The sequence below is a fragment of the Actinoplanes sp. NPDC048967 genome (assembly GCF_040649415.1).
Taxonomy (GTDB): domain Bacteria; phylum Actinomycetota; class Actinomycetes; order Mycobacteriales; family Micromonosporaceae; genus Actinoplanes.
The window spans coordinates 103,658-128,013 of the sequence record NZ_JBEZFL010000005.1 but is presented as its reverse complement, the minus strand read 5'-3'; the positions used below and the strand labels follow the sequence as shown (position 1 = coordinate 128,013).

The 24,356-nt window shown below is 71.2% G+C and carries 23 protein-coding genes; 7 read left to right on the top strand and 16 right to left on the bottom strand.

Translation table 11 applies throughout. From position 1 onward, the window contains the following. The first annotated feature begins 282 nt into the window (after nucleotides 1-282). Complete coding sequence (locus AB0C12_RS22325; protein WP_360550823.1) at nucleotides 283-1,839, top strand: NlpC/P60 family protein; 1,557 nt, start codon at nucleotides 283-285, stop codon at nucleotides 1,837-1,839. A 59-nt stretch (nucleotides 1,840-1,898) separates the two neighbouring features. Here the strand turns inward: AB0C12_RS22325 and AB0C12_RS22320 are convergent, their stop codons facing one another. Both AB0C12_RS22320 and AB0C12_RS22315 read right to left on the bottom strand, forming a co-directional pair. Continuing rightward, entirely contained in the window at nucleotides 1,899-2,822 is a 924-nt protein-coding gene (locus tag AB0C12_RS22320; protein WP_360550821.1) for a hypothetical protein, read from the bottom strand. Between the two features lie 81 nt (nucleotides 2,823-2,903). Then, nucleotides 2,904-3,362, bottom strand: coding sequence for a hypothetical protein (locus tag AB0C12_RS22315; RefSeq protein ID WP_360550819.1), 459 nt, complete (start codon nucleotides 3,360-3,362; stop codon nucleotides 2,904-2,906). A gap of 553 nt (nucleotides 3,363-3,915) precedes the next feature. On the opposite strand from AB0C12_RS22315, the gene AB0C12_RS22310 reads away from it, so the two are divergent. From AB0C12_RS22310 to AB0C12_RS22300, 3 genes are all read left to right on the top strand, one after another. Then, on the top strand, nucleotides 3,916-4,206 hold the full coding sequence (locus AB0C12_RS22310; RefSeq protein ID WP_360550817.1) for a hypothetical protein: 291 nt from the start codon (nucleotides 3,916-3,918) through the stop codon (nucleotides 4,204-4,206). Nucleotides 4,207-4,616: 410 nt separating this feature from the next. After that, nucleotides 4,617-6,284, top strand: coding sequence for a DEAD/DEAH box helicase (locus tag AB0C12_RS22305; protein ID WP_360551921.1), 1,668 nt, complete (start codon nucleotides 4,617-4,619; stop codon nucleotides 6,282-6,284). A gap of 345 nt (nucleotides 6,285-6,629) precedes the next feature. Beyond that, nucleotides 6,630-7,253, top strand: coding sequence for a putative glycolipid-binding domain-containing protein (locus AB0C12_RS22300; protein ID WP_360550815.1), 624 nt, complete (start codon nucleotides 6,630-6,632; stop codon nucleotides 7,251-7,253). Here AB0C12_RS22300 and AB0C12_RS22295 read toward each other — a convergent pair. The 3 genes from AB0C12_RS22295 to AB0C12_RS22285 form a co-directional block, all read right to left on the bottom strand. Continuing rightward, nucleotides 7,250-8,749: a hypothetical protein gene (locus AB0C12_RS22295; RefSeq protein ID WP_360550812.1), complete on the bottom strand. Its 1,500-nt coding sequence runs from the start codon at nucleotides 8,747-8,749 to the stop codon at nucleotides 7,250-7,252. The two genes, AB0C12_RS22300 and AB0C12_RS22295, sit on opposite strands and share 4 nt — an antisense overlap. Nucleotides 8,750-8,823: 74 nt before the next feature. Next, entirely contained in the window at nucleotides 8,824-9,918 is a 1,095-nt protein-coding gene (locus AB0C12_RS22290; protein WP_360550810.1) for a PLP-dependent cysteine synthase family protein, read from the bottom strand. Nucleotides 9,919-9,921: 3 nt separating this feature from the next. Further along, complete coding sequence (locus tag AB0C12_RS22285; protein ID WP_360550808.1) at nucleotides 9,922-10,383, bottom strand: Lrp/AsnC family transcriptional regulator; 462 nt, start codon at nucleotides 10,381-10,383, stop codon at nucleotides 9,922-9,924. Nucleotides 10,384-10,604: 221 nt separating this feature from the next. Between AB0C12_RS22285 and AB0C12_RS22280 the strand changes: the two genes are divergently transcribed. Continuing rightward, nucleotides 10,605-10,880: a BldC family transcriptional regulator gene (locus AB0C12_RS22280; RefSeq protein WP_203773073.1), complete on the top strand. Its 276-nt coding sequence runs from the start codon at nucleotides 10,605-10,607 to the stop codon at nucleotides 10,878-10,880. Here the strand turns inward: AB0C12_RS22280 and AB0C12_RS22275 are convergent. The 5 genes from AB0C12_RS22275 to AB0C12_RS22255 are packed head-to-tail and all read right to left on the bottom strand — an operon-like array spanning nucleotide 10,853 to nucleotide 15,546. Further along, on the bottom strand, nucleotides 10,853-11,488 hold the full coding sequence (locus AB0C12_RS22275; protein ID WP_360550805.1) for a UbiX family flavin prenyltransferase: 636 nt from the start codon (nucleotides 11,486-11,488) through the stop codon (nucleotides 10,853-10,855). The two genes, AB0C12_RS22280 and AB0C12_RS22275, sit on opposite strands and share 28 nt — an antisense overlap. A gap of 25 nt (nucleotides 11,489-11,513) precedes the next feature. Next, the gene (locus AB0C12_RS22270) at nucleotides 11,514-12,635 is read right to left on the bottom strand and encodes a hypothetical protein (RefSeq protein ID WP_360550803.1); all 1,122 of its coding nucleotides are present in this window, start codon (nucleotides 12,633-12,635) and stop codon (nucleotides 11,514-11,516) included. Between the two features lies 1 nt (nucleotide 12,636). Beyond that, nucleotides 12,637-13,164, bottom strand: a complete 528-nt coding sequence (locus AB0C12_RS22265; RefSeq protein ID WP_360550801.1) for a SigE family RNA polymerase sigma factor — start codon at nucleotides 13,162-13,164, stop codon at nucleotides 12,637-12,639. Between the two features lie 31 nt (nucleotides 13,165-13,195). Next, nucleotides 13,196-14,092 carry a menaquinone biosynthesis prenyltransferase MqnP gene (gene mqnP, locus AB0C12_RS22260; RefSeq protein WP_360550799.1) on the bottom strand — a complete coding sequence of 299 codons (897 nt, stop codon included), beginning with the start codon at nucleotides 14,090-14,092 and terminating at the stop codon, nucleotides 13,196-13,198. After that, the gene (locus AB0C12_RS22255; protein ID WP_360550797.1) at nucleotides 14,089-15,546 is read right to left on the bottom strand and encodes a menaquinone biosynthesis decarboxylase; all 1,458 of its coding nucleotides are present in this window, start codon (nucleotides 15,544-15,546) and stop codon (nucleotides 14,089-14,091) included. Before AB0C12_RS22255 ends, mqnP begins: the two co-directional genes overlap by 4 nt. Nucleotides 15,547-15,668: 122 nt before the next feature. On the opposite strand from AB0C12_RS22255, the gene AB0C12_RS22250 reads away from it, so the two are divergent. Together AB0C12_RS22250 and AB0C12_RS22245 are read left to right on the top strand one after the other, a co-directional pair. Next, nucleotides 15,669-16,601, top strand: coding sequence for a hypothetical protein (locus tag AB0C12_RS22250; protein ID WP_360550795.1), 933 nt, complete (start codon nucleotides 15,669-15,671; stop codon nucleotides 16,599-16,601). A gap of 1,054 nt (nucleotides 16,602-17,655) precedes the next feature. Next, on the top strand, nucleotides 17,656-18,297 hold the full coding sequence (locus tag AB0C12_RS22245; protein WP_360550793.1) for a helix-turn-helix transcriptional regulator: 642 nt from the start codon (nucleotides 17,656-17,658) through the stop codon (nucleotides 18,295-18,297). Nucleotides 18,298-18,340: 43 nt separating this feature from the next. Here the strand turns inward: AB0C12_RS22245 and ccsB are convergent, their stop codons facing one another. From ccsB to hemL, 6 genes are read right to left on the bottom strand one after another with little or no spacing between them, the layout of a single operon-like run. Further along, nucleotides 18,341-19,321, bottom strand: coding sequence for a c-type cytochrome biogenesis protein CcsB (gene ccsB / locus AB0C12_RS22240; RefSeq protein WP_360550791.1), 981 nt, complete (start codon nucleotides 19,319-19,321; stop codon nucleotides 18,341-18,343). Then, nucleotides 19,321-20,949: a cytochrome c biogenesis protein ResB gene (locus tag AB0C12_RS22235; RefSeq protein WP_360550789.1), complete on the bottom strand. Its 1,629-nt coding sequence runs from the start codon at nucleotides 20,947-20,949 to the stop codon at nucleotides 19,321-19,323. Before AB0C12_RS22235 ends, ccsB begins: the two co-directional genes overlap by 1 nt. Next, nucleotides 20,946-21,779 (bottom strand): cytochrome c biogenesis protein CcdA, encoded by an 834-nt coding sequence (locus tag AB0C12_RS22230; protein WP_360550787.1) that lies wholly within the window; start codon nucleotides 21,777-21,779, stop codon nucleotides 20,946-20,948. Before AB0C12_RS22230 ends, AB0C12_RS22235 begins: the two co-directional genes overlap by 4 nt. Further along, a complete protein-coding gene (locus AB0C12_RS22225; protein ID WP_360550785.1) occupies nucleotides 21,779-22,345 on the bottom strand; it encodes a TlpA disulfide reductase family protein in 567 nt (188 codons plus the stop codon). Before AB0C12_RS22225 ends, AB0C12_RS22230 begins: the two co-directional genes overlap by 1 nt. Beyond that, on the bottom strand, nucleotides 22,342-22,998 hold the full coding sequence (locus tag AB0C12_RS22220) for a histidine phosphatase family protein (RefSeq protein WP_360551919.1): 657 nt from the start codon (nucleotides 22,996-22,998) through the stop codon (nucleotides 22,342-22,344). The genes AB0C12_RS22225 and AB0C12_RS22220 overlap by 4 nt, the downstream gene beginning before the upstream one ends. Next, nucleotides 22,992-24,341 carry a glutamate-1-semialdehyde 2,1-aminomutase gene (hemL, locus tag AB0C12_RS22215; protein ID WP_360550783.1) on the bottom strand — a complete coding sequence of 450 codons (1,350 nt, stop codon included), beginning with the start codon at nucleotides 24,339-24,341 and terminating at the stop codon, nucleotides 22,992-22,994. The genes AB0C12_RS22220 and hemL overlap by 7 nt, the downstream gene beginning before the upstream one ends. Nucleotides 24,342-24,356 lie beyond the last annotated feature (15 nt).

The window sequence follows — 24,356 nt, the reverse complement described above, 5'->3', positions numbered from 1 at the left end:
GCATGTCCGCCCCCTTCACCGTCAACTCGTGGTCGAGCGTACGTCCTCATTTCGGCGGATCGACGTCCGGCGGCTTCGGGGCGGCGCGGATCACGTCGTCGGACTTACGATTCACAGCGTCCTGTCATGTCCAATCAATCGACATCGGTGCCTTGGTTGGGGTATGACCTTTAGAGGGACGCGAAGCGGTGGTGGGCGACCATCGCGGACGGGGAGCGCATGTCGATGAGCGGGCAGCACAGAAGCGGACGAACCCTACGGATACGCCCATGGTGGCGACCGTTGGCGTACTCCGCCGCGACTGCCGCCGCCATCGCCGCTCTGTTCAACCCGCTGCCCGCCTCCGCCGCCCCGCCGGCCGCACCCCCGGCGCCCGCCGTTCCCGACGCCGGTTCCCGGCCTCTGGCCCAGGGCTCGCTCGTGCTGCCCGGTCAGCAGGTGCCCACGACACCGACCACGACGGCACCGATCACCACTCCCGGCGTGGCCATGACGCCGGTGATGCAGAAGATCGAGAAGGGCCGTACCGAGCTCGCGGCCCTCGGCGAGCGGCTCACCAAGGCCAAGGACGAGGTCGACCTCACGACCCAGCAGGCCGCCGCCGCGGACCAGAAGGTGACCCAGTCCTCCGCCGCGGTCTCCCAGGCCCGCTCCGAGGTCGCCAACGCCGCGGCCGCCGCGGTCCGGGACGCGGCCGCCCTGCCGCCCGGCTCGATCGGCTCCGGCCTGTCGGACCTCGACTCGCTCGCCCGGATCAACCGCGGCGACTCCGCGACCCAGCAGGCCGCCAGCCGCCAGCTCACCATCGCCGAGACCATCTACAACGCCGCGCTCACCGAGCAGCAGGCCGCGCAGACGCGGCTCACCACGTTCACGGCCGACCGCGACAAGCTGCAGAAAGACGTCGACAAGAAGTCGGCCGCCCAGCAGAAGCTGGAGCAGGACAACGCCGCCGCCATCGCCGCGGCCGACAGCGCCCAGGCAGCCCAGGACGCCCAGGCCGGCGCCGGCTACCTGGCCGGGGAGAACGCCGGCCGCGGCGCCGACCCGCGCGCCATGGCGGCTCTGCGCTTCGCCCTGGCCCAGCGCGGCGACCCGTACGTGTGGTCCGAGGAAGGCCCGGACGAGTACGACTGCTCCGGCCTGATGTGGGCCGCCTACCGCTCCCCGGGCGCCGGCGACTTCAAGCTGACCCGGGTGTCCCGCGACCAGTACTTCCAGACCCGCGAACGCGTGGTCGACCGCTACTCCCTGCTCCCCGGCGACCTGCTCTTCTTCAGCTCGTCGAGCAGCTGGCAGCAGATCCACCACGTCGCGATGTACGCGGGCAACGGCATGATGGTCGAGGCGCCGCGCACGGGCCTCAACGTGCGCCTGGTCCCGGTCCGCTGGACCCGGCTCTTCGGCGCGACCCGCATCTACGGCTCCATCGAAGGCACCGTGCAGGGCCCCAACCTGGGCTCGCCGGACCCGGAGAAGCCGAGCGACCACAACCCGAAGCCGACCACCAAGCCCACGACCAAACCGCCGGCGACGAAGCCGACCACGCCGTCGACCAAGCCCACGACGCCGTCGACCAAGCCGACCACGCCGTCGACCAAGCCCACGACCCCGTCGACCAAGCCGACCACCCCGGCGGCGACCCCGACGACCGAGAAGCCGGCGACCACGCCGCCCACCACGGCCGCGCCGGTCACCACGACCCCGTCGGAGGACAAGCCGTCAACACCGGAGGGCTCGGCGGAGAACTCACCGACGAAGGCCGACAGCCCCGCGGCGACCAAGTCGACCTCCGCCTCAGCCAGCACCGGCGAAGCGTCGAAGTCGTCCGGCTCCTAGCGCACCCGGCCCCCGCCAGTCATGATCTTCAAGCGGCGCCGGGCCGACGCCGGGTGCGCTCATGAGCGCTGATGTGGCACGGTAGTTACCAAGCGCCCGGCAATCGGTCTGCCCGGCGTCCGGCACGTGGCGTCGGCACGCGGGTGACGGCGATCGGGAGGACCCATGGACGAGCAGCAGGCGAAACCGGACAGCGACGGCAGGACGCCGCCCGCTGCGCGGCCGCCCGCGAGCAGCGCCGGGCCGAAGAGCGACCAGGGGTACGAGCTGCCCCCGCCGCCGGCACCGGGCGCGCTGTGGGCCCCGGCGTCCGGCACCGACGCGTCGAAGTCGCCGTCCTCGGGCGGCGCGTCGACCGCTCGGGCCACGGCGTCCGCGCCGGTCAGTGCGGCTCCGGTCAGTGGTCCTAGCAGCGGGCGGGCTTCGGTTTCCGGCTCTGCCTCTGCTTCTGGATCTGCCTCTGCTTCCGGCTCTGCCTCTGCTTCCGGCTCTGCCTCTGCTTCCGGCTCTGCCTCTGCTTCCGGCTCTGCCTCTGCTTCCGGCTCTGCCTCTGCTTCTGGATCCGCCTCTGTTTCCGGCGCCCCGAGCGGCTCTGGCGGCTCGGCCTCTGCCTCCGCTCGTCCGGTGAGTCCGGGCGGCGTCTCGGCGGCCGCGCGGCCGGCTGGTTCCGTATTCGGTTCCGCCGGCCCTTCCGCTTCGCCCGCCGCTCCTTCTTCTGATGCGGCGGCCAGTTCGGCCGGTTCGTCGTCGGCTTCGGCCGGTTCCTCGTCGGCTTCGGCCGGTCCGTCGTCGGCTTCGGCCGGCTCGTCGGCTTCCGCCGGCCCGTCGTCGGCTCCGGCTAGCTCGTCGGCTCCGGCTGGCTCGTCGGCCGTGCCGGGCTCCAGTGGCTCTCCGGCCGGGTCGGGCTCTGCTTCCGTGCCCACCAGCTCTGCCAGCGGCCTTGGCGGCGCCACGCGGCCCGTGTCGGTCGCGCCGAGCGCCAACGCGGCACGTGCCACCGTGCCCGGCGCCATCGACCCCGCCGGCGCCCGGGCCACCACCTGGCCCAGCGGGCAGGCCAAGATCTACGGCCGGACCGCGGACAAGCCGGGCACCACCGCCAAGGACGACTCCGGTACACCGAACGTTGCCGCCCAGTCGAGCACGATCGACAAGCAGAGCACCGGCGTGAAGTCGGACGCCGCTTCGAAGCCGGATATTTCCGACAAGGCAGCATCGCCGGAGGACAGCGCGGAGAAGGCCGGCGGGGACAAGGCCGGCGCGGTCAGCTGGATGAGCGTCGGTGACCGCCCCCGCCAGCCCAGCTCGAGCACGACTGGCCGCCCGACCACCGGCGACAAGCCAGCCACGAAGCCGCAGAACACAGCCTCCGGCACGGACGGGCCCGACGCGGCCTCCGCCAGCCCGGTCCCGCCGACCCCGGCCCTCTCGACGCCGGTCTCGTCCAGCCCGGACGCCTCCGACCCCGACCCCTCCAGCCCGGACCCCGCTCTGCCGGAGCCGTCGACCCCGGAGCCGGTCAAGCCCGCACCGGCCAAGCCCGAGCCCACCCGGCCCGAGCCGGCCCCGCTGCCGACCCCGCACCCGACTCCCGCCCCAGAGCCAGGCCCCGCACCGAGCCCCACGCCCGGTCCGGCGCCCAGCCCCACACCGCCCGGCCCCGTACCGCCGGGCCCCGGTCCCAGCCCGGTCCCGCCCGGCCCCGGCCCGAGCCCCATCCCGCCCGGCCCCGGCCCCAGTCCGGTCCCGCCGGGTCCCGGCCCGAGCCCCGTACCGCCGGGTCCTGGTCCGTCGCCGGTCCCGGGCCCGCCGCCGGCGCCCTTCCCCGGACCGCCGATGATCTCCCATGCGGGCGGCTCCCAGGCGCCCGGCGCTTTGCCGGCGTACACGATGCCGGCCGCCGCTCCTTCCGGTCAGTACGGCAGCCCGGCCCCCGCCGGCAACAGCTCGACCTCGTACGGGGTAGGCGCATCGGGCGGTGCCCGGCAGCCGTTCGGCGGACCGGCGGCTCCAGTGAGCACTCCCGTGACGTACGGCTCAGGTTCCGCCGCGTCGGGATCCGGACAGTCCACCGCCGTGCCGCAGCAGCGGGGTCAGGGCACCGTCTACGGCGGGCTGGCGGACTACGCGCCGGCTGACATGACCATGCCGGTGAACGTCAACCCGGTGGAGAATTCCGGCTCGCTGACCGGCCACATCCTGGCCCAGGGCTGGCGGGACGGGCCCGACAACCAGCGGCGCAGCAACGTCAAGGTGGCTGTGGCGATGCTCATCGTGCTGCTCGTCCTGGTCGGTGTGAGCGTCCTTTTCCTCTTCACCGTGGGCGACGCGTTCAGCGACATGATCGGTGGCGTTTTCAAGCAATGAGTTGTCGCCGGCGACGGATCCGCCTAAGCTGGCGAGGTTGCGCCGAAGGGTGAGTCTGCCCACTACCGGCGCGGAATGCGGGCAGTGTCCAGGACGTTGACCCGTACACTGATGGAAGTAATTAACCTGGCGTGCCCTCAACGAGCACGCCACGGGCGTTCTTGCGGTCATTTCAGCGGCCGGCTGTTGGTAGCCGCGGCGGGCCATACGCGAGCATGCGCCCCCGTAGAGAGGTTCTCTTGACCACTTTCGCTGATCCCAGCACGTTCCCGTCCGTTGAAGAAGTTCTCGCCGAGTCCGGCGGCACCCCCAGCACCGACGCTCCCGCTGCCGCCCAGGTCACCCCTGAGGCCGCCGTGGAGCAGACCGAGACCCACGAGGTCGAGGTCGTCGAGACCCCCGCCCCCGCCGTGCCGACCTTCGCCGAGCTGGGTATCCCCGCCGAGCTCGTCCGGGTGCTGAGCCGCGAGGGCATCATCGCCCCGTTCGAGATCCAGGCCGCGACCATGCCCGACGCCCTCGCGGGCCGGGACGTGCTCGGCCGCGGCCAGACCGGCTCCGGCAAGACGCTGGCGTTCGGCCTGCCGCTGCTCGCCCGCATCGCCAAGAGTGGCCGGGCGCTGCCGCACCAGCCGAAGGCCCTGATCCTGGTGCCGACCCGCGAGCTGGCCATGCAGGTGGCCGACGCGCTGACGCCGCTGGGCCGCTCGGTCGGCGTGTTCCTCAAGACCGCTGTCGGCGGCGTGCCGTACGACCGTCAGATGGACGCGCTGCGGCGCGGCGTCGAGGTCATCGTGGCGACCCCGGGCCGCCTCGGCGACCTGATCGAGCGGGGCGCCTGCCGGCTCGACGCGGTCGAGGTCACCGTCCTGGACGAGGCCGACCAGATGGCCGACATGGGCTTCCTGCCCGAGGTCACCGAACTGCTGTCCAAGACCCCGGCGGACGCGCAGCGCCTGCTGTTCTCGGCGACGCTCGACGGTGACGTCGACGCGCTGGTCAAGCGGTTCATGCACGACCCGGTGACGCACTCCACGGCCCCGGCCGAGGCCAGCGTCTCCACGATGGAGCACCACATGCTCCTGATCCCGCCGCACGACAAGTTCCCGATCACCGCGTCGATCGCCAACCGGGCCGGCAAGACCATCGTCTTCGCCCGCACCCAGATGGGCGTCGACCGGCTGGTCGACCAGCTCGCGGCGGTCGGCGTGCGCGCCGGCGCGCTGCACGGCGGCAAGACCCAGCGGGTACGCACCCGCACGCTGGCCGAGTTCAAGGAAGGCCGGACGAACGTGCTGGTCGCCACGGACGTCGCAGCGCGCGGCATCCACGTCGACGGCATCTCGCTGGTCATGCACGTGGACCCGCCGAAGGACCCGAAGGACTACCTGCACCGCGCGGGTCGCACCGCCCGGGCCGGTGAGTCCGGCGCGGTCGTCACGCTGGTCCTGCCGAAGCAGCGCCGCACCACGGCATCGATGATGCTGAAGGCGGGCGTCACGCCGGCCGAGCTGCGGGTCCGCCTCGGCGACGAGCAGCTGGCCACGGTCACCGGGGCTCGCGAGCCCAGCGGTGTCCCGGTGAAGATCGAGCCCGAGCCGCGTGAGCGGGGCGACCGGCCGCGTCGCTTCGGTGACCGGCCGCAGCGTGGTGGCAGCAGCTACGGCGACCGTTCCCGCGGTGGCAGCAGCTACGGCGACCGGCCGCGCACCGGCGGCGGAGACCGTTCGTTCGGCGACCGTCCGCGGGGCAGCTTCAGCGGCGGCGACCGCACCTACGGCGACCGGCCGCGTGGTGGCGAGCAGCGCTCGTTCAGTGACCGTCCCCGTGGCGAGCAGCGCACGTACGGCGACCGCCCGGCGGGCGACCGTTCCTACGCCGAGCGTCCGGCGACCGGCGGCGACCAGCCGACGGGTGACCGTCCGTCGTTCGCCGACCGCCAGCGCGGCTTCAGCGAGCGGACGGCGCGCAACCTGAGCGAGCGTCCCGGCGGTTTCCGCCGCGAGCCCGCTCGCAACGACCGGCGGGAGACCGGCAACGGCCGCTTCTCGACCGGCCGTCCGGCGCACACCCACTGATCCATCGCACGTGTAAGAAGGCCCCGGCGCTCTACGCGCCGGGGCCTTCTTTCTGCATAGCGGGGTTCGCGCCCGACCAGGAGCTGGCGCCGGGGATGGCGCCTGCCTGGAAACGGCCGGCGGGTCTCATCCGGACCTTGAAAGGGACGGCAGAACTCACGCCCACCCGGAACGGGGGTAGCGGGCTCCTGCGGACCACGGAACGGCGTGGCGGGTCTCGCGCCAGACCCAGAACAGGACGGCTCGGTTTCACGGCGAGCCCGCAACAGCTTGGCAGGGACCGCCCCGGACCCCGAAACGGCGTGGCGGGGTTCGTGGCGGGCGGGGAACGGGTAGTCGGTGACTATGGCCGTTCTGCCGGGTTCACTTTTCTGGGATCGCCGCGACACGTCCGGTGCTGAGCATGCACTGGTTGATACGCGTGCTGGGCTGCACGCCCGAGGCACCGCCGTGGCCGTCGATCCGATCGCCTACAGCGCCCGCTACGAGGTCCGCACCAGCTCGGACTGGCTCACCACTTCCCTCGAGGTCAGCACTGAGGGCGCCGGCTGGAGTCGCAGCCTGCGCTTGGAGTCCGAGGGTGGGCGGTGGCGGACCTCGACCGCGGAGCGGGGTGATCTGGATGCCGCGCTGACCGCCGGTGGTCACCCCGGGGCCGGTCTGCCCGGCACCGAGGATCCGGACCTGCTGGTCGGGGCTTTCGACGTCGACCTGACCGGTTCGCCGTTGACCAACACGTTGCCGATCCGGCGGCTGGGGTTGCTCGAGGCCGAGGCGGGCGTGGCCCACCGGGTCAGCGTCGCCTGGGTGCTGCTGCCCAGCCTGGAGATCGTGCAGGCGGATCAGATCTACACCGCGCTGGGCGACGGGCGGGTGCGGTTCGCCACCGAGACCTTCAGCGCGGACCTGGTCGTCGACGATGAGGGTTTTGTCGTGGACTATCCGGGGCTGGCCCAGCGGGTGCGCTAGACCTTGTCGCGGATCCAGGTCAGGCAGGTCTTGTCGACCGTCGTGAACGGCTTGCCGAACGCCTCGCGGGACGCCGGGTCGAGGTCGCGGTTCTCCCGCAGGTAGAGCCGGACGAAGTCGAAGAGCGCGCCCTGGCCGTACTTGCGGGCGAGGCAGTCGGCGGTGAAGTGGCCGAAGCCGTAGAAGGCGTCGCTGGTGTCGGGGCTGGCGTTGTCGCCGGGGGCCTTCGCGGCGATCGACTTCGGGCGTTTGCTGCCCGCGAGCAGGGAGCGCACCGCCGAACGCCGCCAGCTGTCCGTGGCGGATCTCGGGTACCAGCCGATGTACTCGGCGATGCCCTCCTCCAGCCACATGTCGTCGCTGCCGCCAGTCCGGTACGCACCACCGAGCGTGACGACGTGCGCGAGCTCGTGCTGGAGCGTGGTGGCGAGCACGTCGCTGTCCGTACGGACGGCCGAGATGTTGAGCACCACGTCGCTGCCCGAGTCCTTGAGCGGGATGGCGTAGCCAATGACCCATTTGTCGGTGATGCCGCCGTACCAGGTTTTCCACTGCTTGGCGCCGGCCACGTAGACGCGGTATCGGCGCTGAGGGTTGCCGACCAGGCCGGCGAAGCGGTCGTTGACGACGGCGGCCTTCTCGGCGGCGGCGAGCACCTGCTTGAAGTATTTGCGCTCGGTGCGGTTGCCGATCACGGTGACCCGCTCGCCGGACAGGAAGCTGAGCTCGCCGGACTCCCACGGGGTGGGCTGCTGACGGCTGCGGCTCTTCTTCTCCGTGACCTTGGCGATCACGTACCGGCCGCTGACCTTTTTGAAGGTCAGGACCTGGCTGATCGTCGGCGGACCGTCCGACGCGTTGTACTTCTCTTCCGGGCACTTGTCGGTGCTGAAGCAGTACGCCACCTCGGCCGTCACCTGGACCGTGCCGCTCTTGGCATCGACGGGGTCGACGGAGGTCTGGTAGGCGAAGTGGCTGACACCCAGCCCGCGCAGGGAGCGGAACATCGAGGCGTACCGGGTGCGGAGCTTGGACTGGCCCGGGTCGACGGCGGCCAGCCAGCCCTTCTCGTTGTTGGCCAGCAGGGCGGCCGCCTGGGCCTTGAGCGCCGCGACGGCGGCCTCGGCCGGGGTCAGCGGGGTCCGCGCGGCAGTGGGCTCCGGCCCGGCCGCCGCGGCGCGCTCGTTGAGCGAGAGCGGAGTGCGATTGACGTAGACGACACCGGCACCGACGGCGAGCGCCGCGGCCAGGGCCAGGGCGGCGCCCATCAGCAGGCCACGACCCCGGCGGGAGGGCAGCGCGGGCGGATCACCGACCTCGATCGGCGGCTGCACCCAAGGCGGGGCCGACGGGTGGGTCAGCGGGTGGGTCGAGGGGAAGAACTCACTGGCCTGCGGCGCCCGCTGGCCGGGAATCTGGGAAAAACCAGCCGGCGGCGACGACCAGGGGCCGGACACCATCGGCGGAGCGGCGGGTACTTCCTCGGCGTCGTGCACTGCGCTCCTCGAACCCGAAACCCGTCACAGGTCTCAGATCCTCCCAGGTCCACCGCCGCAGCGCTGCCCCCCGTTCAGGCAGGTGGCCAGACGCCCGTGGCCAGGAACGTGTCAATCGCCGCCAGGTGTGGTTCGAGGGTGATGCCCTGCGCGGCGACCCAGGCGTCCGAGTAGTACGTGTCCGCGTACCGTTCGCCGCCGTCGCAGATCAGGGTGACCACCGACCCCTTGTGGCCCGCCGCCCGCATCTCGGCGATCAGGCCGAAGGCCCCGCACAGGTTCGTGCCCGTGGAACCGCCGACCCGGCGCCCGAGCACCGCTGAGCCGGCCCGCATCGCCGCCAGCGACGCCGCGTCCGGCACCTGCACCATCCGGTCGACCACCGCGGGCTGGAAGGAGGCCTCCACCCGGGGGCGGCCGATGCCCTCGATCCGCGAGCCGCGGCCGGTGGACACCGACCAGTCGCCGGAGACGTAGGCCGGCCAGAACGCCGACCCTTCCGGGTCGACCACGCAGAGCTTGGTGTTCAGCTGCCGGTAGCGGGCGTACCGGCCGATGGTCGCGCTGGTGCCGCCGGTGCCGGCCCCGACCACGATCCACGCCGGTACGGGATGCCGCTCCAGCGCCAGCTGCAGGTAGATGGACTCGGCGATGTTGTTGTTGCCGCGCCAGTCGGTGGCCCGCTCGGCGTGGGTGAACTGGTCCATGAAGTGGCCGCCGAGGTCGGCCGCGAGCGTACGGGCCGCCGCGACGACCGCCGTCGGGTCGGTGACGAGGTGGCACTTGCCGCCCTGGAACTCGATCAGCGAGATCTTCTCGGGGGACGTGCTCGCCGGCATCACCGCGATGAACTCGAGTCCGAGCATCCGGGCGAAGTACGCCTCACTGACCGCCGTCGATCCGGAGGACGCCTCGACGACCGGGGTGTGCGGGCCGATCCAGCCGTTGCAGAGGGCGTACAGGAAGAGCGAGCGGGCCAGCCGGTGCTTGAGCGAACCGGTGGGGTGCGACGACTCGTCCTTGAGATAGAGGTCGATGCCCCAGGAGCGGGGCAGCGGGAACGGCAGCAGGTGGGTGTCGGCCGAGCGGTTCGCGTCCGCCTCCACGAGCGCGATCGCCTCGCGGGCCCACTCGCGGGCGGTGTCGTCACAGCGGTCGTGCTGGTCCATGGCTCAACCTGCCGTCGGGTCGAGGCCGGGCTGGGGGCGGTTCTCCCACTTGGTGGAGAGCGCGATGGCCGTCCTGGTCGACGCTACGCCGCGGGTCCGGTTGATGCGGACGATCAGCTGCTCCAGCTCGGCGATCGTGCCCACCCGGACGGTGAGCTGGTACGACTCCACGCCCGCCATGAAGTAGCAGGACTCGATCTCGGGCATCACCCGCAGCGCGGACAGCACGTCGTCGGTGTCGGCGCCGGAGTCCTCGACGATGCCGATCAGGGCGGTGACGCCCAGCCCGATGGCCTCGTGGTCGACCTCGGCGCGGTAGGCCCGGACCGTGCCGGCGGCTTCCAGCTTGCCCACCCGCTCGTGCACGGCCGGCGCGGAGAGCCCCACCTGCCGGGCCAGCTCCGCGTACGAGGAGCGGGCGTTGTCCCGCAACAGGTCGATCAGGCGCAGGTCGATGGCGTCCATGGTTTCAGAGGTTAGTGCGACCCGCCCTGCTACCTCACGCCCGGTAGCGGGCTCGGACCGCCGGACGCAGCAAGGATAATGGTCAACGTCGCAATCGGGGCTTTTTCCGCATTTCAGCGACTTGCTGTTTTTGGCGGTGCTCTAATGGCACTACGTCCCGATCGAGCACGCCGACACTCACTGTGACCAACGGCGCTCCAACACGACGCGAGGAGAGGGCCGTGGACACAGGAGATCGACTGCTGACGCCCGGGGAGGTGGCCGCGCTGTTCCGGGTGGACCCGAAGACGGTCACGCGCTGGGCAGCCGCCGGACGTATCGGCAGCATCCGTACTCCGGGTGGCCACCGCCGGTTCCGCGAGTCCGAGGTGCGCGCGCTGCTCGAGGGCGACGGTGTCGTCGAGGAGATGCGCGAGGACGACGCCGCCAACCGCCCGCGCAACGGCGGGCCGGCCAACCCGGGGCAGAGCTACGGCCCGCCCAACGGACTGCGCTGATTCAGTTCTCCCGCCCATCGCGTGAAGAGCTGATGGGGTACGCCCAGAGCGTCGAGCACCTTGCCGGCCACGAAGTCCACCAGTTGGCCGGCGGTCGCCTGCGCGCCCGAGCCGTAGAAGCCGGGGCTGGCCGGCAGGACCACCGCCCCGGCGTCGTGCAGAGCGATCAGGTGCTCCAGGTGGCTGCGGGTCACCGGGGTCTCCCGGGGCACGACCACCGTACGGCGGCGCTCCTTCAGGTTCACCTCAGCGGCCCGCTGGAGCAGGTCCTTGGACAGCCCGATCGCGATGCCGGCGCAGGCGGCCGTGCTGGCCGGCACGACCGCCATCCCCAAGGCCGGGTACGAGCCGCTGCTCGGACCGGCGGCCAGGTCACCGGCGGGCCAGTAGCCCAGGTCACCGAGATCCCGGCCGAGCCACCGCTGCACGTCGTCCTTCCAGTGCGCGTCCCGTACGGTCGCCCCGGTCTCGTCGAGCAGCGTCAACCTGGCCGCCTTGGAGACGACCAGGTCGACTGCTTCGCCGGCCTCGAGGAGCCCGTTCAGAACGGCCTTCGCGTAGGGCGTGCCGGAAGCTCCGGAGACACCGACGATCCACGGGGTGCGCATGCTTCCAGCATGCCCCAGGCGATGATCAGCTGACGGCCTCGGTGGCCGCGAACCAGGTCGAGGAGTCGGTCGGGTCGGCGAACTCCACGCTCTTGAGCATCTTGATCATCTCGGAGTTGCCGATGAAGCCGCCGCCGTTGAGCTCGACGAAGAACTTCTTGTCGGCGGTGTAGCGGTAGCAGAGACCTTCCTGCGGGCAGTACGGCGCGTTGCCGGGCGCGGTGTACTTCTGCTCCTTCGCCGGGTAGACCTGCAGCGACAGGATCGGCAGCTGGGTGTCCCCCACGATGAACGGGTCACCGACCGTGCCGGTGAGCTTCTCGTACGGGAAGTCGCCCTTGATCAGGCGCAGGTAGGACGTCCCGGCGAAGGTGGCCCCGAGGTAGTCCGACGTCGTCCCGGCCGCACCGAGCTCGAAGCCCGAGGGCACGTAGCCCAGCTTGATGCCGACCTTGACCGGCTGCTCGGCGCCCCCGGTGAGGCCCTCGGCGATCGACGCCAGCTTCGTCGCGGGGTACTTGAGGCCGCCCTGCACGATGACCTGCGCCCAGGCGTCGTCGGCGTACTTCCAGGTGTAGGTGGACTCGGCGTACGGCGCCGGGATGCCGGGCTTGATGGCCTCCTTCTTCTCACCCGCGTGGAACCAGCCGGCCCCCGCCTTGGGGTCCTTCTTGGCCTTGGCCGGGTCGAAAGCACCCTTGGCGTACGTCACCACGTGCCCGATGACGTTCGGCGCGTAGTACCGCCCACCGTTCTCGTCCTCGTACGCCTGGCCCTTGCCCGGCGCCGTGATCGAGGCGACCTGGTAGCCCGGGGTCACCAGCACGGTGCCGTCGACGGTGAGGTCTCCCACCTTGTATTTCGTGAACGTGCCGGAGAACTCGGTGGACGGGTAGGCGAACGGCACCTTGGCCGGCTTCTCGGCCTTCGAGGGGGCCGCTCCGGCGTTCACCGTCGTCGACTTGTCGTTGCCCGCGGGCAACAGCTGAGGGACGGCGACCGCCCCGGTCACGGCGAGCACGACGGCGGCCGATCCGGTGCCGGCCCACAGCGCCCGGCGCCGCTGCTGCCGCTTGCGTCCGGCCATCAGCGCGTCCTGCACGCTGTAGCGCGGGGGCGGGGCATCCGACTTGGCTTCCTGCAACATGTCAGACAGCTCGTGCGGCACGGTAATTCTCCCTGTTGACGAACACCTCGGCGCCCATGGCGGTGCGCAGGGCTTCGAGGCCCCGCGAGGTGTAGCTCTTGACGGTTCCTTCCGGGCACCCCAGGGCCTCGGCGGTCTCCTGGATGCTCAGACCTTCCAGGTAGCGCAGAGTCAGCACGGCACGCAGCCGCGCGGGGATCTTCTGCAATGCGTCACGGATCCGCAGCCGTTCGTCGACCGCGTTCGTGTCGTCACGCAGGTTGGGCCGGTCGGGCATGGCATTGCTCTGCGCGCGCTCCCGCCGCCACCACGGGCGGCGGGTCTCGTCGATCGCCGCACGGACCACGGCGGTGCGCGCGTACGCGCCCGGGTTGTCGATGCGCCGCCACTTCACATACAACTTGGCCAGCGCGATGAGGACCGCGTCCTCAGCCGCCTGCCAGTCGCCGCAGGTGAGATAGGCGAGCCCGCGCAGCGGCTCCATCTGCGCGGCTACGAAGGCGCTGAACTCCCTGTCTCTGTCACTCACAGCTAGTAGACGGAAGTCGGCGGCCGGAAAGTTACAGCAGAATCAGATCAAGGACGGCGAAGACGAACAGGGCTATGCCCACGAAGCCGTTGGCCGTGAAGAACGCCCTGTTGACCTTGGAGAGGTCGGCGGGCGTGACGACGACGTGCTGGTAGGCGAACGCGGCCGCGGTCAGGGCCAGGCCGATCCACCACAGCCAGCCGAGCCCGGCGAGCTGGCCGAACCAGACGAACAGCGCGAAAGTCAGCACGTGGGTGGCGGTGGAGATGTGCAGCGCCGTGCGGACACCGAAACGGGCCGGCGTGGAGTGCACGCCGATCCGCCGGTCGACCTCGACGTCCTGGCAGGCGTAGATGATGTCGAAGCCGCCGATCCACAGCCCGACCGCGACGCCGAGCACCCAGGCCGGCCCCGAGCCATCGAACGTGCCGGTGATCGCCAGCCACGCCCCGACCGGCGCGACGGCCTGGGCCAGCGCCAGCACGTAGTGCGGGAAGTTGGTGAACCGCTTCGCGTACGGGTAGATCACCAGCGGGATCACCGCGAGCGGCGACAGGATCAGGCAGAGCGGGTTGAGCAGCGCCGCGGCGGCGAACAGCACGACCAGGGACACGGCGGCGCCGGTCCAGGCCGTGCGCACACTGACGGCCCCGGTGACCAGCTCGCGATTGCGGGTACGCGGATTCTGCGCGTCGATCTTGCGATCCAGGATCCGGTTGGCCGCCATGGCGAAGGTGCGCCCGGACACCATGGCGACCGTGATCAGCAGCAGGTCGGCCCAGCGCACCCCGGTGCCGGTGCGGTCCATGGCGACCAGGGCGGACAGGTAGGCGAACGGGAGCGCGAAGACGGAGTGCTCGATCGCCACCAGCTTCAGGAAAGACCTGATCTTGCCTGGCTGCTCCGGCGCCGCGGCGACCGCTGTCATATGCCGTATTCCTTCCACCGCTTGTCGACCAGCGAGACGACCTCGTCCGCCATCGTCATCTCCTCCGGCCAACCCCGGGTGTAGCCCTCGCCGGGCAGCTTACGGGTCGCGTCCAGCCCCGCCTTGCCACCCCAGAACTGCTGGTAGGAGGCATGATCGAGATGGTCCACCGGGCCCTGGGTGAGGAGCAGGTCGTGGTCGTAGTCGACGTTGCCGAAGGCCCGGAAAGCCACCTCGTTGTAGTCGTGCACGTCGCAGTCCTCGTCAACGATCACGATGAGCTTGGACAGCGACATCAGGTGGGCACCCCAGACCGCGCTCATGATCTTCTGCGCGTGCTTGGGGTAGCGCTTGCGGATCGAGACGATCACGCAGTTGTGGAACACCCCGGCGGCCGGCATGTCGTAGTCGACGATGTCCGGGATCAGCATCTTGAGCAGCGGCAGGAAGATCCGCTCAGTGGCCTTGCCCAGGCCGTGGTCCTCCTGCGGCGGCTTGCTGGTGACGATCGAGTGGTAGACCGGCCGCTTGCGCATCGTCATGCACTCGATGTGCAGCACCGGGAACGGCTCGACCGGGGTGTAGAAGCCGGTGTGGTCGCCGAACGGGCCCTCGGGCGCGCGCTCCCCCGGCTCCAGGTAGCCCTCGAGGACGATCTGCGCCTGCGCGGGCACCTGCAACGGCACGGTCAGGCAGTCGACCATCTCCACCCGCTCGCCGCGCAGGAAGCCGGCGAACAGGTATTCGTCGATGTCGCCGGGCAGCGGGGCGCTGGCCGCGTAGCTGACCACCGGGTCGCAGCCGATCGCGACGGCCACCGGCAGCCGCTCACCCCGGCGCTCGGCGACGGCGTGGTGGGCGGTGCTGTCCTTGTGGATCTGCCAGTGCATCCCGAGCGTGTTCTTCGAGTGCTGCTGCAACCGGTAGAGGCCGAGGTTGCGCTTGCCGGTCTCCGGGTGCTTGGTGTGGGTGAGCCCGTAGTTGTGGAAGATGCCGCCGTCGCCGGGCCAGACCTGCAGGCCGGGCAGCTTGCCCAGGTCCACCTCGTCGCCCTTGAGCACGACCTCCTGACAGGGAGCGCTCTTGACCTTCTTGGGCGGGACCGACTTGAGCTGCAGCACCTTGCCGATGCCCTCGCGGATGCCGGACCAGCCGACCGGCAGCTCCGGCTGGATCAGCGAGCCGATCCGGTTGCCGACGTCGTCGAGGCTGTCCACGCCCAGCGCCATGGCCATCCGCTTCTCCGTACCGAAGAGGTTGACGACGATCGGCATGTCACCACGGGTCGGGCGCTCGAAGAGCAGGGCCGGGCCGCCGGCCCGGACGGTGCGGGTGACGATCTCGCTGATCTCCAGCGTCGGATCGACCGGTACGCGGACCCGGCGCAGCTCACCGGCCGCTTCCAGGGCCGCGATGAAGCTCTGCAGATCGTGGTGAGGGAAGCCGGCAGCCATGTTCCCAGTCTCGCACCACGGGACGGCAAGTGATCGGCGGGCGGGAACCGTCACCGGGGGATCTCGTCCGGCGTTGAGCCAGAGATGTGGTTTCCGCGCTGGTCAGGGGCGAGGTGGGCAGCTTGAAATTCCGGTCCGTGGCACGCTGGTGCGCCCTGGGTGGCCTGGTCACGGCGCTGGTGACGGCCGCTCCGGCCGCCTCGCACCGCAACCACCGGCTGCCCGCCTGCCCGGGCGGTGAGGCGTCTGTCACAGGGCCGACCGAGCCGGCCGGCCGGCACGCCCGCAAGGCCTGCCGGGCCACCGGACCGATCCTGGAGTCCGGCGTCCGGCTGGACCGGATGCGCGAGCGGGCCACCCCGAGTGGCTACCACCATCTCGGCGCGGGCACCGGCGGCGAGTGGGGCGGGGTGTCGGGCCGCATCGAGGTCGTGGACGGCGCGGTCCGGCGCAACACGTACGACTTCGTGGCCGGCCGCTTCATGGTCAAGCGCGACATGGGCGCCGGTTCCATCGCCTGGCTGGAGGCGGGCTGGGCCGAGACGGGCTGGGCCGGCAGCGGCCGCCAGCACATCTACACCTTCAACACCAACACCAAGACCTGGCAGTTCTACGACCAGTACCAGCTCAAGCCGGGTGACAAGGTCTGGCTGGACCTGCACACGGACGCGAACAACGTCTGGCAGGCGTGGCTGTGGTGGAACAACCGGTGGAACCTGCTGACCGCGCAGCAGCTGCCGGTCGGCTCCCGGGCGTACGTCGAGCAGTACGTCGAGGTCCACGTCGACCCGAGCCGCCCGGCCCGGGTGGTGGTCCCCCCGGTGACCGTGGACAACGTCCAGCTCCGCCCACCGGACGGCGGCTCGGCCCGCTACTGGCGCGATGACGTCGACACCCAGATCGGCGACCAGGCCCAGCAGCGGGCCGGCGGCTTCTGCCTGGACTGGGTGACCCGCTACGACACCTGGACGGCCGGCGACTGCGCCGGTGGCGCGGGCGCCGGCTGGCCCGGCTCACCGACCGGCGTGCCGCCCTCGGCCGAGGAACGCCCCTAGCGGGTCAGGCAACTCCTGGGCGTCGGGCACCCGACACGCGGTACTTGACCTCAGGAAAATATCCGCAACGGTCTCACCTCGAACCCGACTCGTGACTCACCGTAGCGCTGAGCCGCCTGCCGTAGCCGGCGTCCAGTGGTCCGGAAACGCGACGACACCAGACCGGCGAATATCGATCGCGACAGATCAGAAGTGTCGGCGTAATCAATGGGCCAGACCCGCCGTAGTGCGGTCCGGGACATTTCCTTTGCCGCCGCCGCGGCAGTTCCGCACATCTCGTATGGATAACGACCGCTCCGGAGAGCGCTCCCTGTCCTCATGGTCGCCGCCGAGCCCATTCCGGTGGCACCGGTCCGCGAAAGGACATCCATTTACGTCCGGACGGGCGGGACCGCCGAAATGATCATTCCAGAATTGGATCTTCGCCGGCTCGGCGACGGAGCTCATCGTGCGGATGAATGCCCTGGTGAGCGCGGTAAATGGACCGGGTCGGCAGCGCGCTGGCGTCGACTGCGCCGGCAACCACCGGGGACCGCCACCCGGCCCGGGCCACGATCAGGGGCCTTGCCTGCACTTACGGCCGCCGCTGTGGAGATCGACGGTGTCGGCCGGTATGGTGGCCACCGCGGAGGTCAGCGCATTTCCGCTCGATGGTGCGTCTGATTGGTCTCGGGCCGGCATCGAATGAGCAGGACCCGGAAAGCAGTTGTCGTGGCAGCTTCCGGAAGTGATCAAGGGGTCGGCCCGATGCCCGCGCGGTATCGCTCCGGCCCCTTTTTCATTTCGGCACCGATACTACCCGCGGGTAGGCCCTTTTCCAGCTGCGGGTCACGCCCGGCCGACGGCCTATCCACCACCGCACAACAGCGACACTGCGTGGTGGAATACGTCGCAACCCTGGTGCACAATCAACCACGGTGACGGGGCCCCGCCCACGATCGGGACCCCGTGCCTTCCTTGAGCTATGGCCCGAGACCAATTTCATTGACGCCTCATCACCCCAAGGAGCAAGTGCAGTGACAATCAGTTACATCACGTCTGGAGGACGGGCGTGATGACCGGCGTGGTGCAGGAACCCGGGGAACCCAACGAGGGCCGGCACCGCGCCGACTTCGCCACCTTCCGCCGGCCGACCAGCGAAGCCCTGGCGCTGGAGCACGAGGCGGCCCGCATGCGGGCCAAACTGATGGACCCGGAGACCGCCCTCCGGGAACTGGCCGAACGCCTGACCTTCGCTCACGTGAACGCGGGCAAGCCGTCATTGGCCGTGCTGAGCGAAGCCGTCCACTACAGCAAGGGCACCCTGTCCAAGGTGTTCGCCGGCAAGATGGTGCCCTCCTGGCCACTGGTCGAGGGGCTCGCCGCGGAGCTCGGAGTGCCGACGCAGACCGTCATCCGGGAGTGGTTCCACCTCTGGACCGCGGCCAACACCCTGCGGCGCAGGCCGGGCGGGGTGCGCGAGCGAGCCGCGACCGAGCCGGCAACGACCGCGGTGCCGGCCGGGCCACCGGCCGTCACCGGCTCGGGCCACACCTGCCCGGCCTGCGGCAGCTGGGTGGTCGACCCGGCGTTGCACGCCCAATGGCACCGGCAGGCCCGGGAGGTCGGCCGGGGAGGGCCGGCCTCCGGGGCGCTCGGCGGGTGGGGCGCCCAGGGCGGGACGATCGGGCTGAACCGCGAGACGCTCGGCCGGTGAGCTCATCCCCCGCCCCGGGTGGCGGGGCGGGGGACACAACGGCTTACATACCGGCGGCGTTGGCGTACGAGTGCAGGCCCGCGAAGAACAGGTTGACGCCGAACAGGTTCATCAGCATCGTCACGAAGCCCAGCAGGGCGATCCAGGTCGCGGTGGTGCGCTTGACGCTCGGGGTCGCGCGGGCGTGCAGGTACGCCGCGTAGACGACCCAGGAGATGAACGCCCAGACCTCTTTGGGGTCCCAGGCCCAGTAACGGCCCCACGACGCCTCGGCCCACAGCGGCCCGGCGATCAGCGCACCGAAGGTGAACAGCGGGAACGCGAACGCGTGCAGCCGGAACGTCAGCCGTTCCAGCAGCTCCGCCGGCGGCACCTTCGCGCCCAGCGTGTACGGGAAGCTTCGCTTGCCCTGGTCGTGGCCGGCCCGGATGAGGAACATCGCGGCCGGCACCGCCCCGATCAGCAGGATGCCGGAGGCCAGGATGATCGTCGAGACGTGCACGATGTACCAGTACGAGTTCAGCGCCGGCACCAGCGGGCCGACCGGCGTGTACGCGATCAGCCCGGCCGCACCGAGCAGCACGACCAGCGCGAGCGCGGTGAACAGGCCGAGGTGGCGCACGGCCGGCTTGCGGGTGATCACACCGAGCCAGACCGCCGAGCCGACGAGGGTCACGGCGAGGATGAACTCGTACATGTTGCCCCACGGCATGCGGTGCGCCGCGACGCCACGGGTGACCACCGTGCTCAGGTGCAGCGCGAAGGCGAGCCAGGTGAGCCCGACACCGATCAGGCCGAGCAGGGCACCGCGGTCCCGGGGCGGCGCCGGCGGCACGACGTCGTCCGCGGGCGGCACCTCCACCTCGCCCGGTCCCCCGGCGCCGACGAGCCGGCGGGCCGGACGGGTCGCCGCGCGGCCGATGTGGCTGCGGTTGCCGAACGCGTACTCCGCCGCGTAACAGACCATCGCGGCCAGGTACGCCAGCACGGTGAAGGCCATCAACTGGTCAGACAACTCCGCCATCACGGCGTCCTCTCCTCCGGCGTCCGGCGCGCCGCCGCCACGACCTGCTCGAACTCCTCGTGGAAGCCCGGATAGTCGGTGCGCGGCAGACCACCGGCCTCCATCAAACTACCGCCGGTGCCCGCCTCGGACCCGGCCGGGGGCGAAACCCGGAACCACACCCGGCGGCGGTGCCCGGACAGCGACAGCATCAGTCCGAGCAGGCCCAGGACCGCGCCGCCCAGCACCAGCGGCTGGGTCGGGTCGTAGCGCACCGCGAGGGTGGCGAACTGGCGGGTGCCGACGAACTCCAGCTTGGTGCCGTCGTCCAGGGTCCAGGTCTGGCCGGGCGTCAGCCGCTGCGGCCGTTCGCCGCTGACCTGCTTGAGCTGGCCGTTGGCCAGCTGGCCACGGTCCAGCGCGTAGACCGAGCCGGGCAGGCCGGCGTCGACCCCGAGATTGCCCCGGTACGCCGTCAGGAACAGCGCCGGCTCCCGTTCGGCCGGGAAGACCGAGGTCGGGCCGCCCTTCGGATCCACCGTGGGCAGATAGACACCCTCGAAGGCGACCTGCAGGTCCTCGTCGCGCCGGTTGGTCTTCGGGTCGATGTTGACGTCGGGGAACTGCGCGACGCCCTCACTGGTGAGCATCTGGTCGCGTGGCAGGAACGGCACGATCCGGGTCTGCTGCTGGCCGAACCTGTCGGTGAAGCGCAGGATCGGCGCGTAGCCGTGGCCGAGCAGGTGCACGTTGGCCTGCGGCAGGCGCAGCGGGTGATTGACCGTGAACTCGGTCGGGCGCCACGGCCCGTCCTGCTCGGTCTGCACGGTGGCGTGCGCGCCGAACGACTTCGGCTGGCCGTTGCTCTGGTACGCCGCGTCGAAGTCGTTCAACCGCAGGCAGAAGAACGGCAGGTCGGCGGCGTCGAGGCGGGGGCCGAGGGTGGACTCGTCGTACTGCGTCACCGAGTTGCAGAAGCCCAGGTCGTCGCCCTGCACCAGGAGGCGGTTGCCGTGCCAGCCGTACCAGTGCCCGAAGCCCACCCCGATCAGCACCGCCAGCAGCGCGAAGTGGAAAAGCAGGTTGCCGGTCTCCTTGAGCAGGCCCTTCTCGGCCGAGACCGTCCACGTGCCGTCCGGCCGCTCGCGCACGACCGTGCGGAAGCGGTGCCGGCGCAGGCCGGCGGCGACGGCGGCGGCCGCGGCGGCCGGCTCGTCGGGTCGCGGCTCTGCCGCCGCGTGCTGCGGCAGCCGCTCCAGCCGGCGAGGAGCATCCGGGGGTACGGTGCGCAGCGCACGCACGTGGTCGAGCAGCCGCGGGATGACGCAGCCGACCAGTGAGGTGAACAGCAGCAGGTAGATGGACGCGAACCAGGGCGAGGCATAGACGTCGAAGCCACCCAGCCGGCTCAGCACCGGGGCCAGGTCGGGATGGTCCCGGAAGTAGCCGGCGACGTTCTCCGGGTTGATCGCGCGCTGCGGCAGCACCGAGCCCGGGATCGCGGCCACGGCCAGCAGGAAGAGCAGCACCAGGGCCGTGCGCATGCTGGTCAGCTGCCGCCAGGAGTTGCGCAGCAGCGCCCACAACCGGTTGGGCCGGCGCGGCGGTGGCTCGGCCGCGGGTGCGGGGCGCTGCTCGACGACGGTCACAGCAGGGTCCCGGCGTCGAAGTTGAAGGTGGTGACCAGCCAGATCAGGAAGCTGTTCCAGCCGCCGGTGACCAGGGCCAGCCCGACCAGGACCAGCAGCACGCCGCCGATCCGGGTGACCCACCGGCTGTTGCGGCGCACGGCCTTGAAGACGCCGAGCAGCCGGCGGAAGAACAGCCCGAACAGCACGAACGGCACCCCGAGCCCGAGGCTGTAGGCCAGGGCCAGCACGACGGCCCGGTCGGTCTGCCCGCTGGTGGTGGCCAGGCCGAGGACCGCGCCCAGGGTGGGTCCGGTGCAGGGCAGCCAGGAGAGCCCGAACAGCGCCCCCAGAATCGGTGCCCCGGCCAGGCCGGCGTTGGGCAGCCAGTTGATCCGGGCCTGGCCCTGCATACCGGGGACCAGGCCGATGAACATCAGGCCGAGCCCGATGATCAGCACCCCGAGCACGATGTTGAGGGTGCGCTCATGGGTCTTCAGCGCCAGGCCGATGTTGGCCACCAGCGTGGCCAGCAGCATGAACACGACGGAGAAGCCGACGACGAACAGCACCGTCCCGGCCAGCACCCGGCCGCGTCCGGCGGTCCGCGCCCGCGGCTTGGTGGCCACCGCGACCGACCCGCCCGGCTCCGGCTCCGGCCGCGACTTGGGGGGCACGCCCAGCGCGGCGTCGAGGTCGGCGCCGGCCAGCCCGGTGACGTACGAGAGGTAGCCGGGCATGAGCGGCAGCACGCACGGCGACAGGAAGCTGACCAGCCCGGCTATCGCGGCAGCACCGATGGCCAGCAGCAACGGACCGCTGCTGGCGACGTCGGCGAAGGTCTCCCCCATCAGCCCGGGCCCTCCGCGGCGATCCGCTCCACCACCGGCTGCAGCACACCGATCGTGGTGGCCCCGCGGATGCCCGCGGCGATCCGGCCCTGCCGGTCCAGGATCAGCGTGGCCGGGGTGGTGACCTGCGTGACGTCGAACTTGAGAGCGACACTGCCGTTCGGGTCGTAGATGCTCGGATAGGTCACCCCGAAGCCGCGCTCGAACGCCTTCGCCGGGTCCTTCTCGTCACGCGAGTTGACCCCCACGAACGTCACGTCCTTGGCCTTGGTGGCCTGGTAAGTGCGCTCCAGATCGTCGGCCTCGGCCCGGCACGGGTTGCACCACGAGCCCCAGAAGTTGACGACGATCACCTTGCCGCGGTCCTGCGTGACGTCGTACGTGCCGCCGGCGAGCAGCTCACCGGTGACCGCGCGGGCCTCGGGACGCTGGTCCGGGGTGCACTCGATCACCCGGTCGGCGTTCGTCGAGCACTTCTTCTCCCAGCTCTCCTCCCCGCAACCGGCCAGCGCACCGGCCGTGACAGCGGCGGTGAGGGCGACTGCGGCGAGCCGGCGCACGGTCATGCCCCCTTGGCCGTCCGGGCGCTCGGGGACATGGCCACCAGGGCGGCGGCGGGCTCGGCGTACTCGATGCCGACGACCTTCGCGTCCTCGAAGACGAACGAGGTGAGGCTGGCCAGGCCGCACTGGCGGCGGCGCGGGTCGTGCCAGAGGCGCTTCTTCTCGACGTAGCGGCGCAGGGTCCAGATCGGCAGCTGGTGCGAGACGCAGACCGCCTCGTGCCCCTCGGCGGCGACCCGGGCGGCCTGCACGGCGGCGAACATCCGCTGGGCGATCTGCAGATAGGCCTCGCCCCAGGACGGGGTGATCGGGTCGCGCAGCACCCACCAGTTGCGCGGGTTGCTGAACGCGCCGTCGCCGACCGACACCTTCTTGCCCTCGAAGAAGTTGGCGCTCTCGATGAGCCGGGTGTCGGTGGCCGTCTCGAGCTTGAAGTGGGCCGCGAACGGCTCGGCCGTCTCCTGCGCGCGTTCCAGCGGGCTGGCCACCACGTACGTGACGTCGCGGTCGGCGAGCGCCTCGGTGGCCGCCTTGGCCATCTGCCGGCCCAGCTCCGAGAGGTGGAAATCGGGCAGGCGGCCGTACAGGATCTTGCCTGGGTTGTGGACCTCGCCGTGCCGCAGCACGTGCACCGTGGTCTTGGTCGGGCTCAAGATTGTGCTCCCCCCGCTGCCGCGGCGGCCCGCGCCGCCGCCGGCAGTGCCGCGCTGATCTGCTCCAAGGCGGCGTCGTCGAGCGCCGTCGACACGAACCACGACTCGAACGCGCTCGGCGGCAGGTAGACGCCGCGGGAGAGCATCGCGTGGAAGAACGCCCGGAACGCGGCCACGTCCTGGGTCTTCGCCGAGTCGTAGTCGACGACCTCGGCGTCGGTGAAGAAGACGGAGAACATGTTGCCGGCGAAGGACAGCCGGTGTGGGACGCCCGCGGTGTTCAGGGCGTCCGAGGCGAGCGCGCCGATCGTGGCGGAGACCTCGTCGAGCCGTTTGTAGACGGCGTCGTCGGCCAGCCGCAGGCTGGTCAGCCCGGCCGCGCAGGCCAGCGGGTTACCGGAGAGCGTGCCGGCCTGATAGACCGGCCCGGCCGGGGCCAGCCGGGACATGATCTCGGTGCGGCCACCGAAGGCCGCGGCGGGCAGGCCACCGCCCATGACCTTCCCGTACGTGAAGAGGTCGGCGTCCACGGGATCGAGCCCGGCCCAGCCGCCCGGTGAGACCCGGAAGCCGGTCATCACCTCGTCGACGATGAGCAGGGCCCCGGCGGCGTGAGCCAGCTCGGCGAGCCGCTGGTTGAAGCCGGCCCGCGGCGCGATCACGCCCATGTTGCCGGCGGCGGCCTCGGTGATGATCGCGGCGATGTCGTCATTGTCCCGGAAGACCGCCTCGACCGCGGCGACGTCGTTGTAGGGCAGCACGATGGTCTCGCTGGCCGCCGCGCCGGTGACCCCCGGCGAATCGGGCAGGCCCAGCGTGGCGACGCCGGAACCGGCCGCGGCCAGCAGCGCGTCGACGTGGCCGTGGTAGCAGCCGGCGAACTTGACGATCTTGCTGCGGCCGGTGAAGCCGCGGGCCAGCCGGATCGCGGTCATGGTGGCCTCGGTGCCCGAGCTGACCAGGCGCACCTGCTCGACGGGGGTGCGCCGGACGATCTCCTCGGCCAGCTCCACCTCGCCCTGCGTCGGGGTGCCGAAGCTGGTGCCGAGCGCGGCGGCGGCCTGCACGGCGGCGACGATCGCCGGGTGCGCGTGCCCGTGGATCAGCGGGCCCCACGAGCAGACCAGGTCCACGTAGCGGCGCCCGTCGGCGTCGACCATCCACGGGCCCTCACCACGGGCCATGAACCGGGGTGTGCCGCCCACGGAGTTGAACGCACGCACGGGTGAATTGACCCCGCCGGGCACGATGCCCTTGGCGCGGTCGAACAGGGCCTGGGAGACCGGGGCCTCGTCCGGGTACGGACTGCCCGCGGCGTGGTTTGAGGTGGTCACGGCGGATCCCATTCTGTCAGCGCCGGG

Bases quoted from the DNA above. Each gene is read 5' to 3' on its own strand.
- AB0C12_RS22300 (WP_360550815.1), top strand. From the start codon at position 6,630: ATGGCCGTTCTGCCGGGTTCACTTTTCTGGGATCGCCGCGACACGTCC.
- AB0C12_RS22290 (WP_360550810.1), bottom strand. From the start codon at position 9,918: ATGGACCAGCACGACCGCTGTGACGACACCGCCCGCGAGTGGGCCCGC.
- AB0C12_RS22285 (WP_360550808.1), bottom strand. From the start codon at position 10,383: ATGGACGCCATCGACCTGCGCCTGATCGACCTGTTGCGGGACAACGCC.
- AB0C12_RS22275 (WP_360550805.1), bottom strand. From the start codon at position 11,488: ATGCGCACCCCGTGGATCGTCGGTGTCTCCGGAGCTTCCGGCACGCCC.
- AB0C12_RS22270 (WP_360550803.1), bottom strand. From the start codon at position 12,635: ATGTTGCAGGAAGCCAAGTCGGATGCCCCGCCCCCGCGCTACAGCGTG.
- mqnP (WP_360550799.1), bottom strand. From the start codon at position 14,092: ATGACAGCGGTCGCCGCGGCGCCGGAGCAGCCAGGCAAGATCAGGTCT.
- AB0C12_RS22255 (WP_360550797.1), bottom strand. From the start codon at position 15,546: ATGGCTGCCGGCTTCCCTCACCACGATCTGCAGAGCTTCATCGCGGCC.
- AB0C12_RS22245 (WP_360550793.1), top strand. From the start codon at position 17,656: ATGACCGGCGTGGTGCAGGAACCCGGGGAACCCAACGAGGGCCGGCAC.
- ccsB (WP_360550791.1), bottom strand. From the start codon at position 19,321: ATGGCGGAGTTGTCTGACCAGTTGATGGCCTTCACCGTGCTGGCGTAC.
- AB0C12_RS22230 (WP_360550787.1), bottom strand. From the start codon at position 21,779: ATGGGGGAGACCTTCGCCGACGTCGCCAGCAGCGGTCCGTTGCTGCTG.
- AB0C12_RS22225 (WP_360550785.1), bottom strand. From the start codon at position 22,345: ATGACCGTGCGCCGGCTCGCCGCAGTCGCCCTCACCGCCGCTGTCACG.
- hemL (WP_360550783.1), bottom strand. From the start codon at position 24,341: ATGGGATCCGCCGTGACCACCTCAAACCACGCCGCGGGCAGTCCGTAC.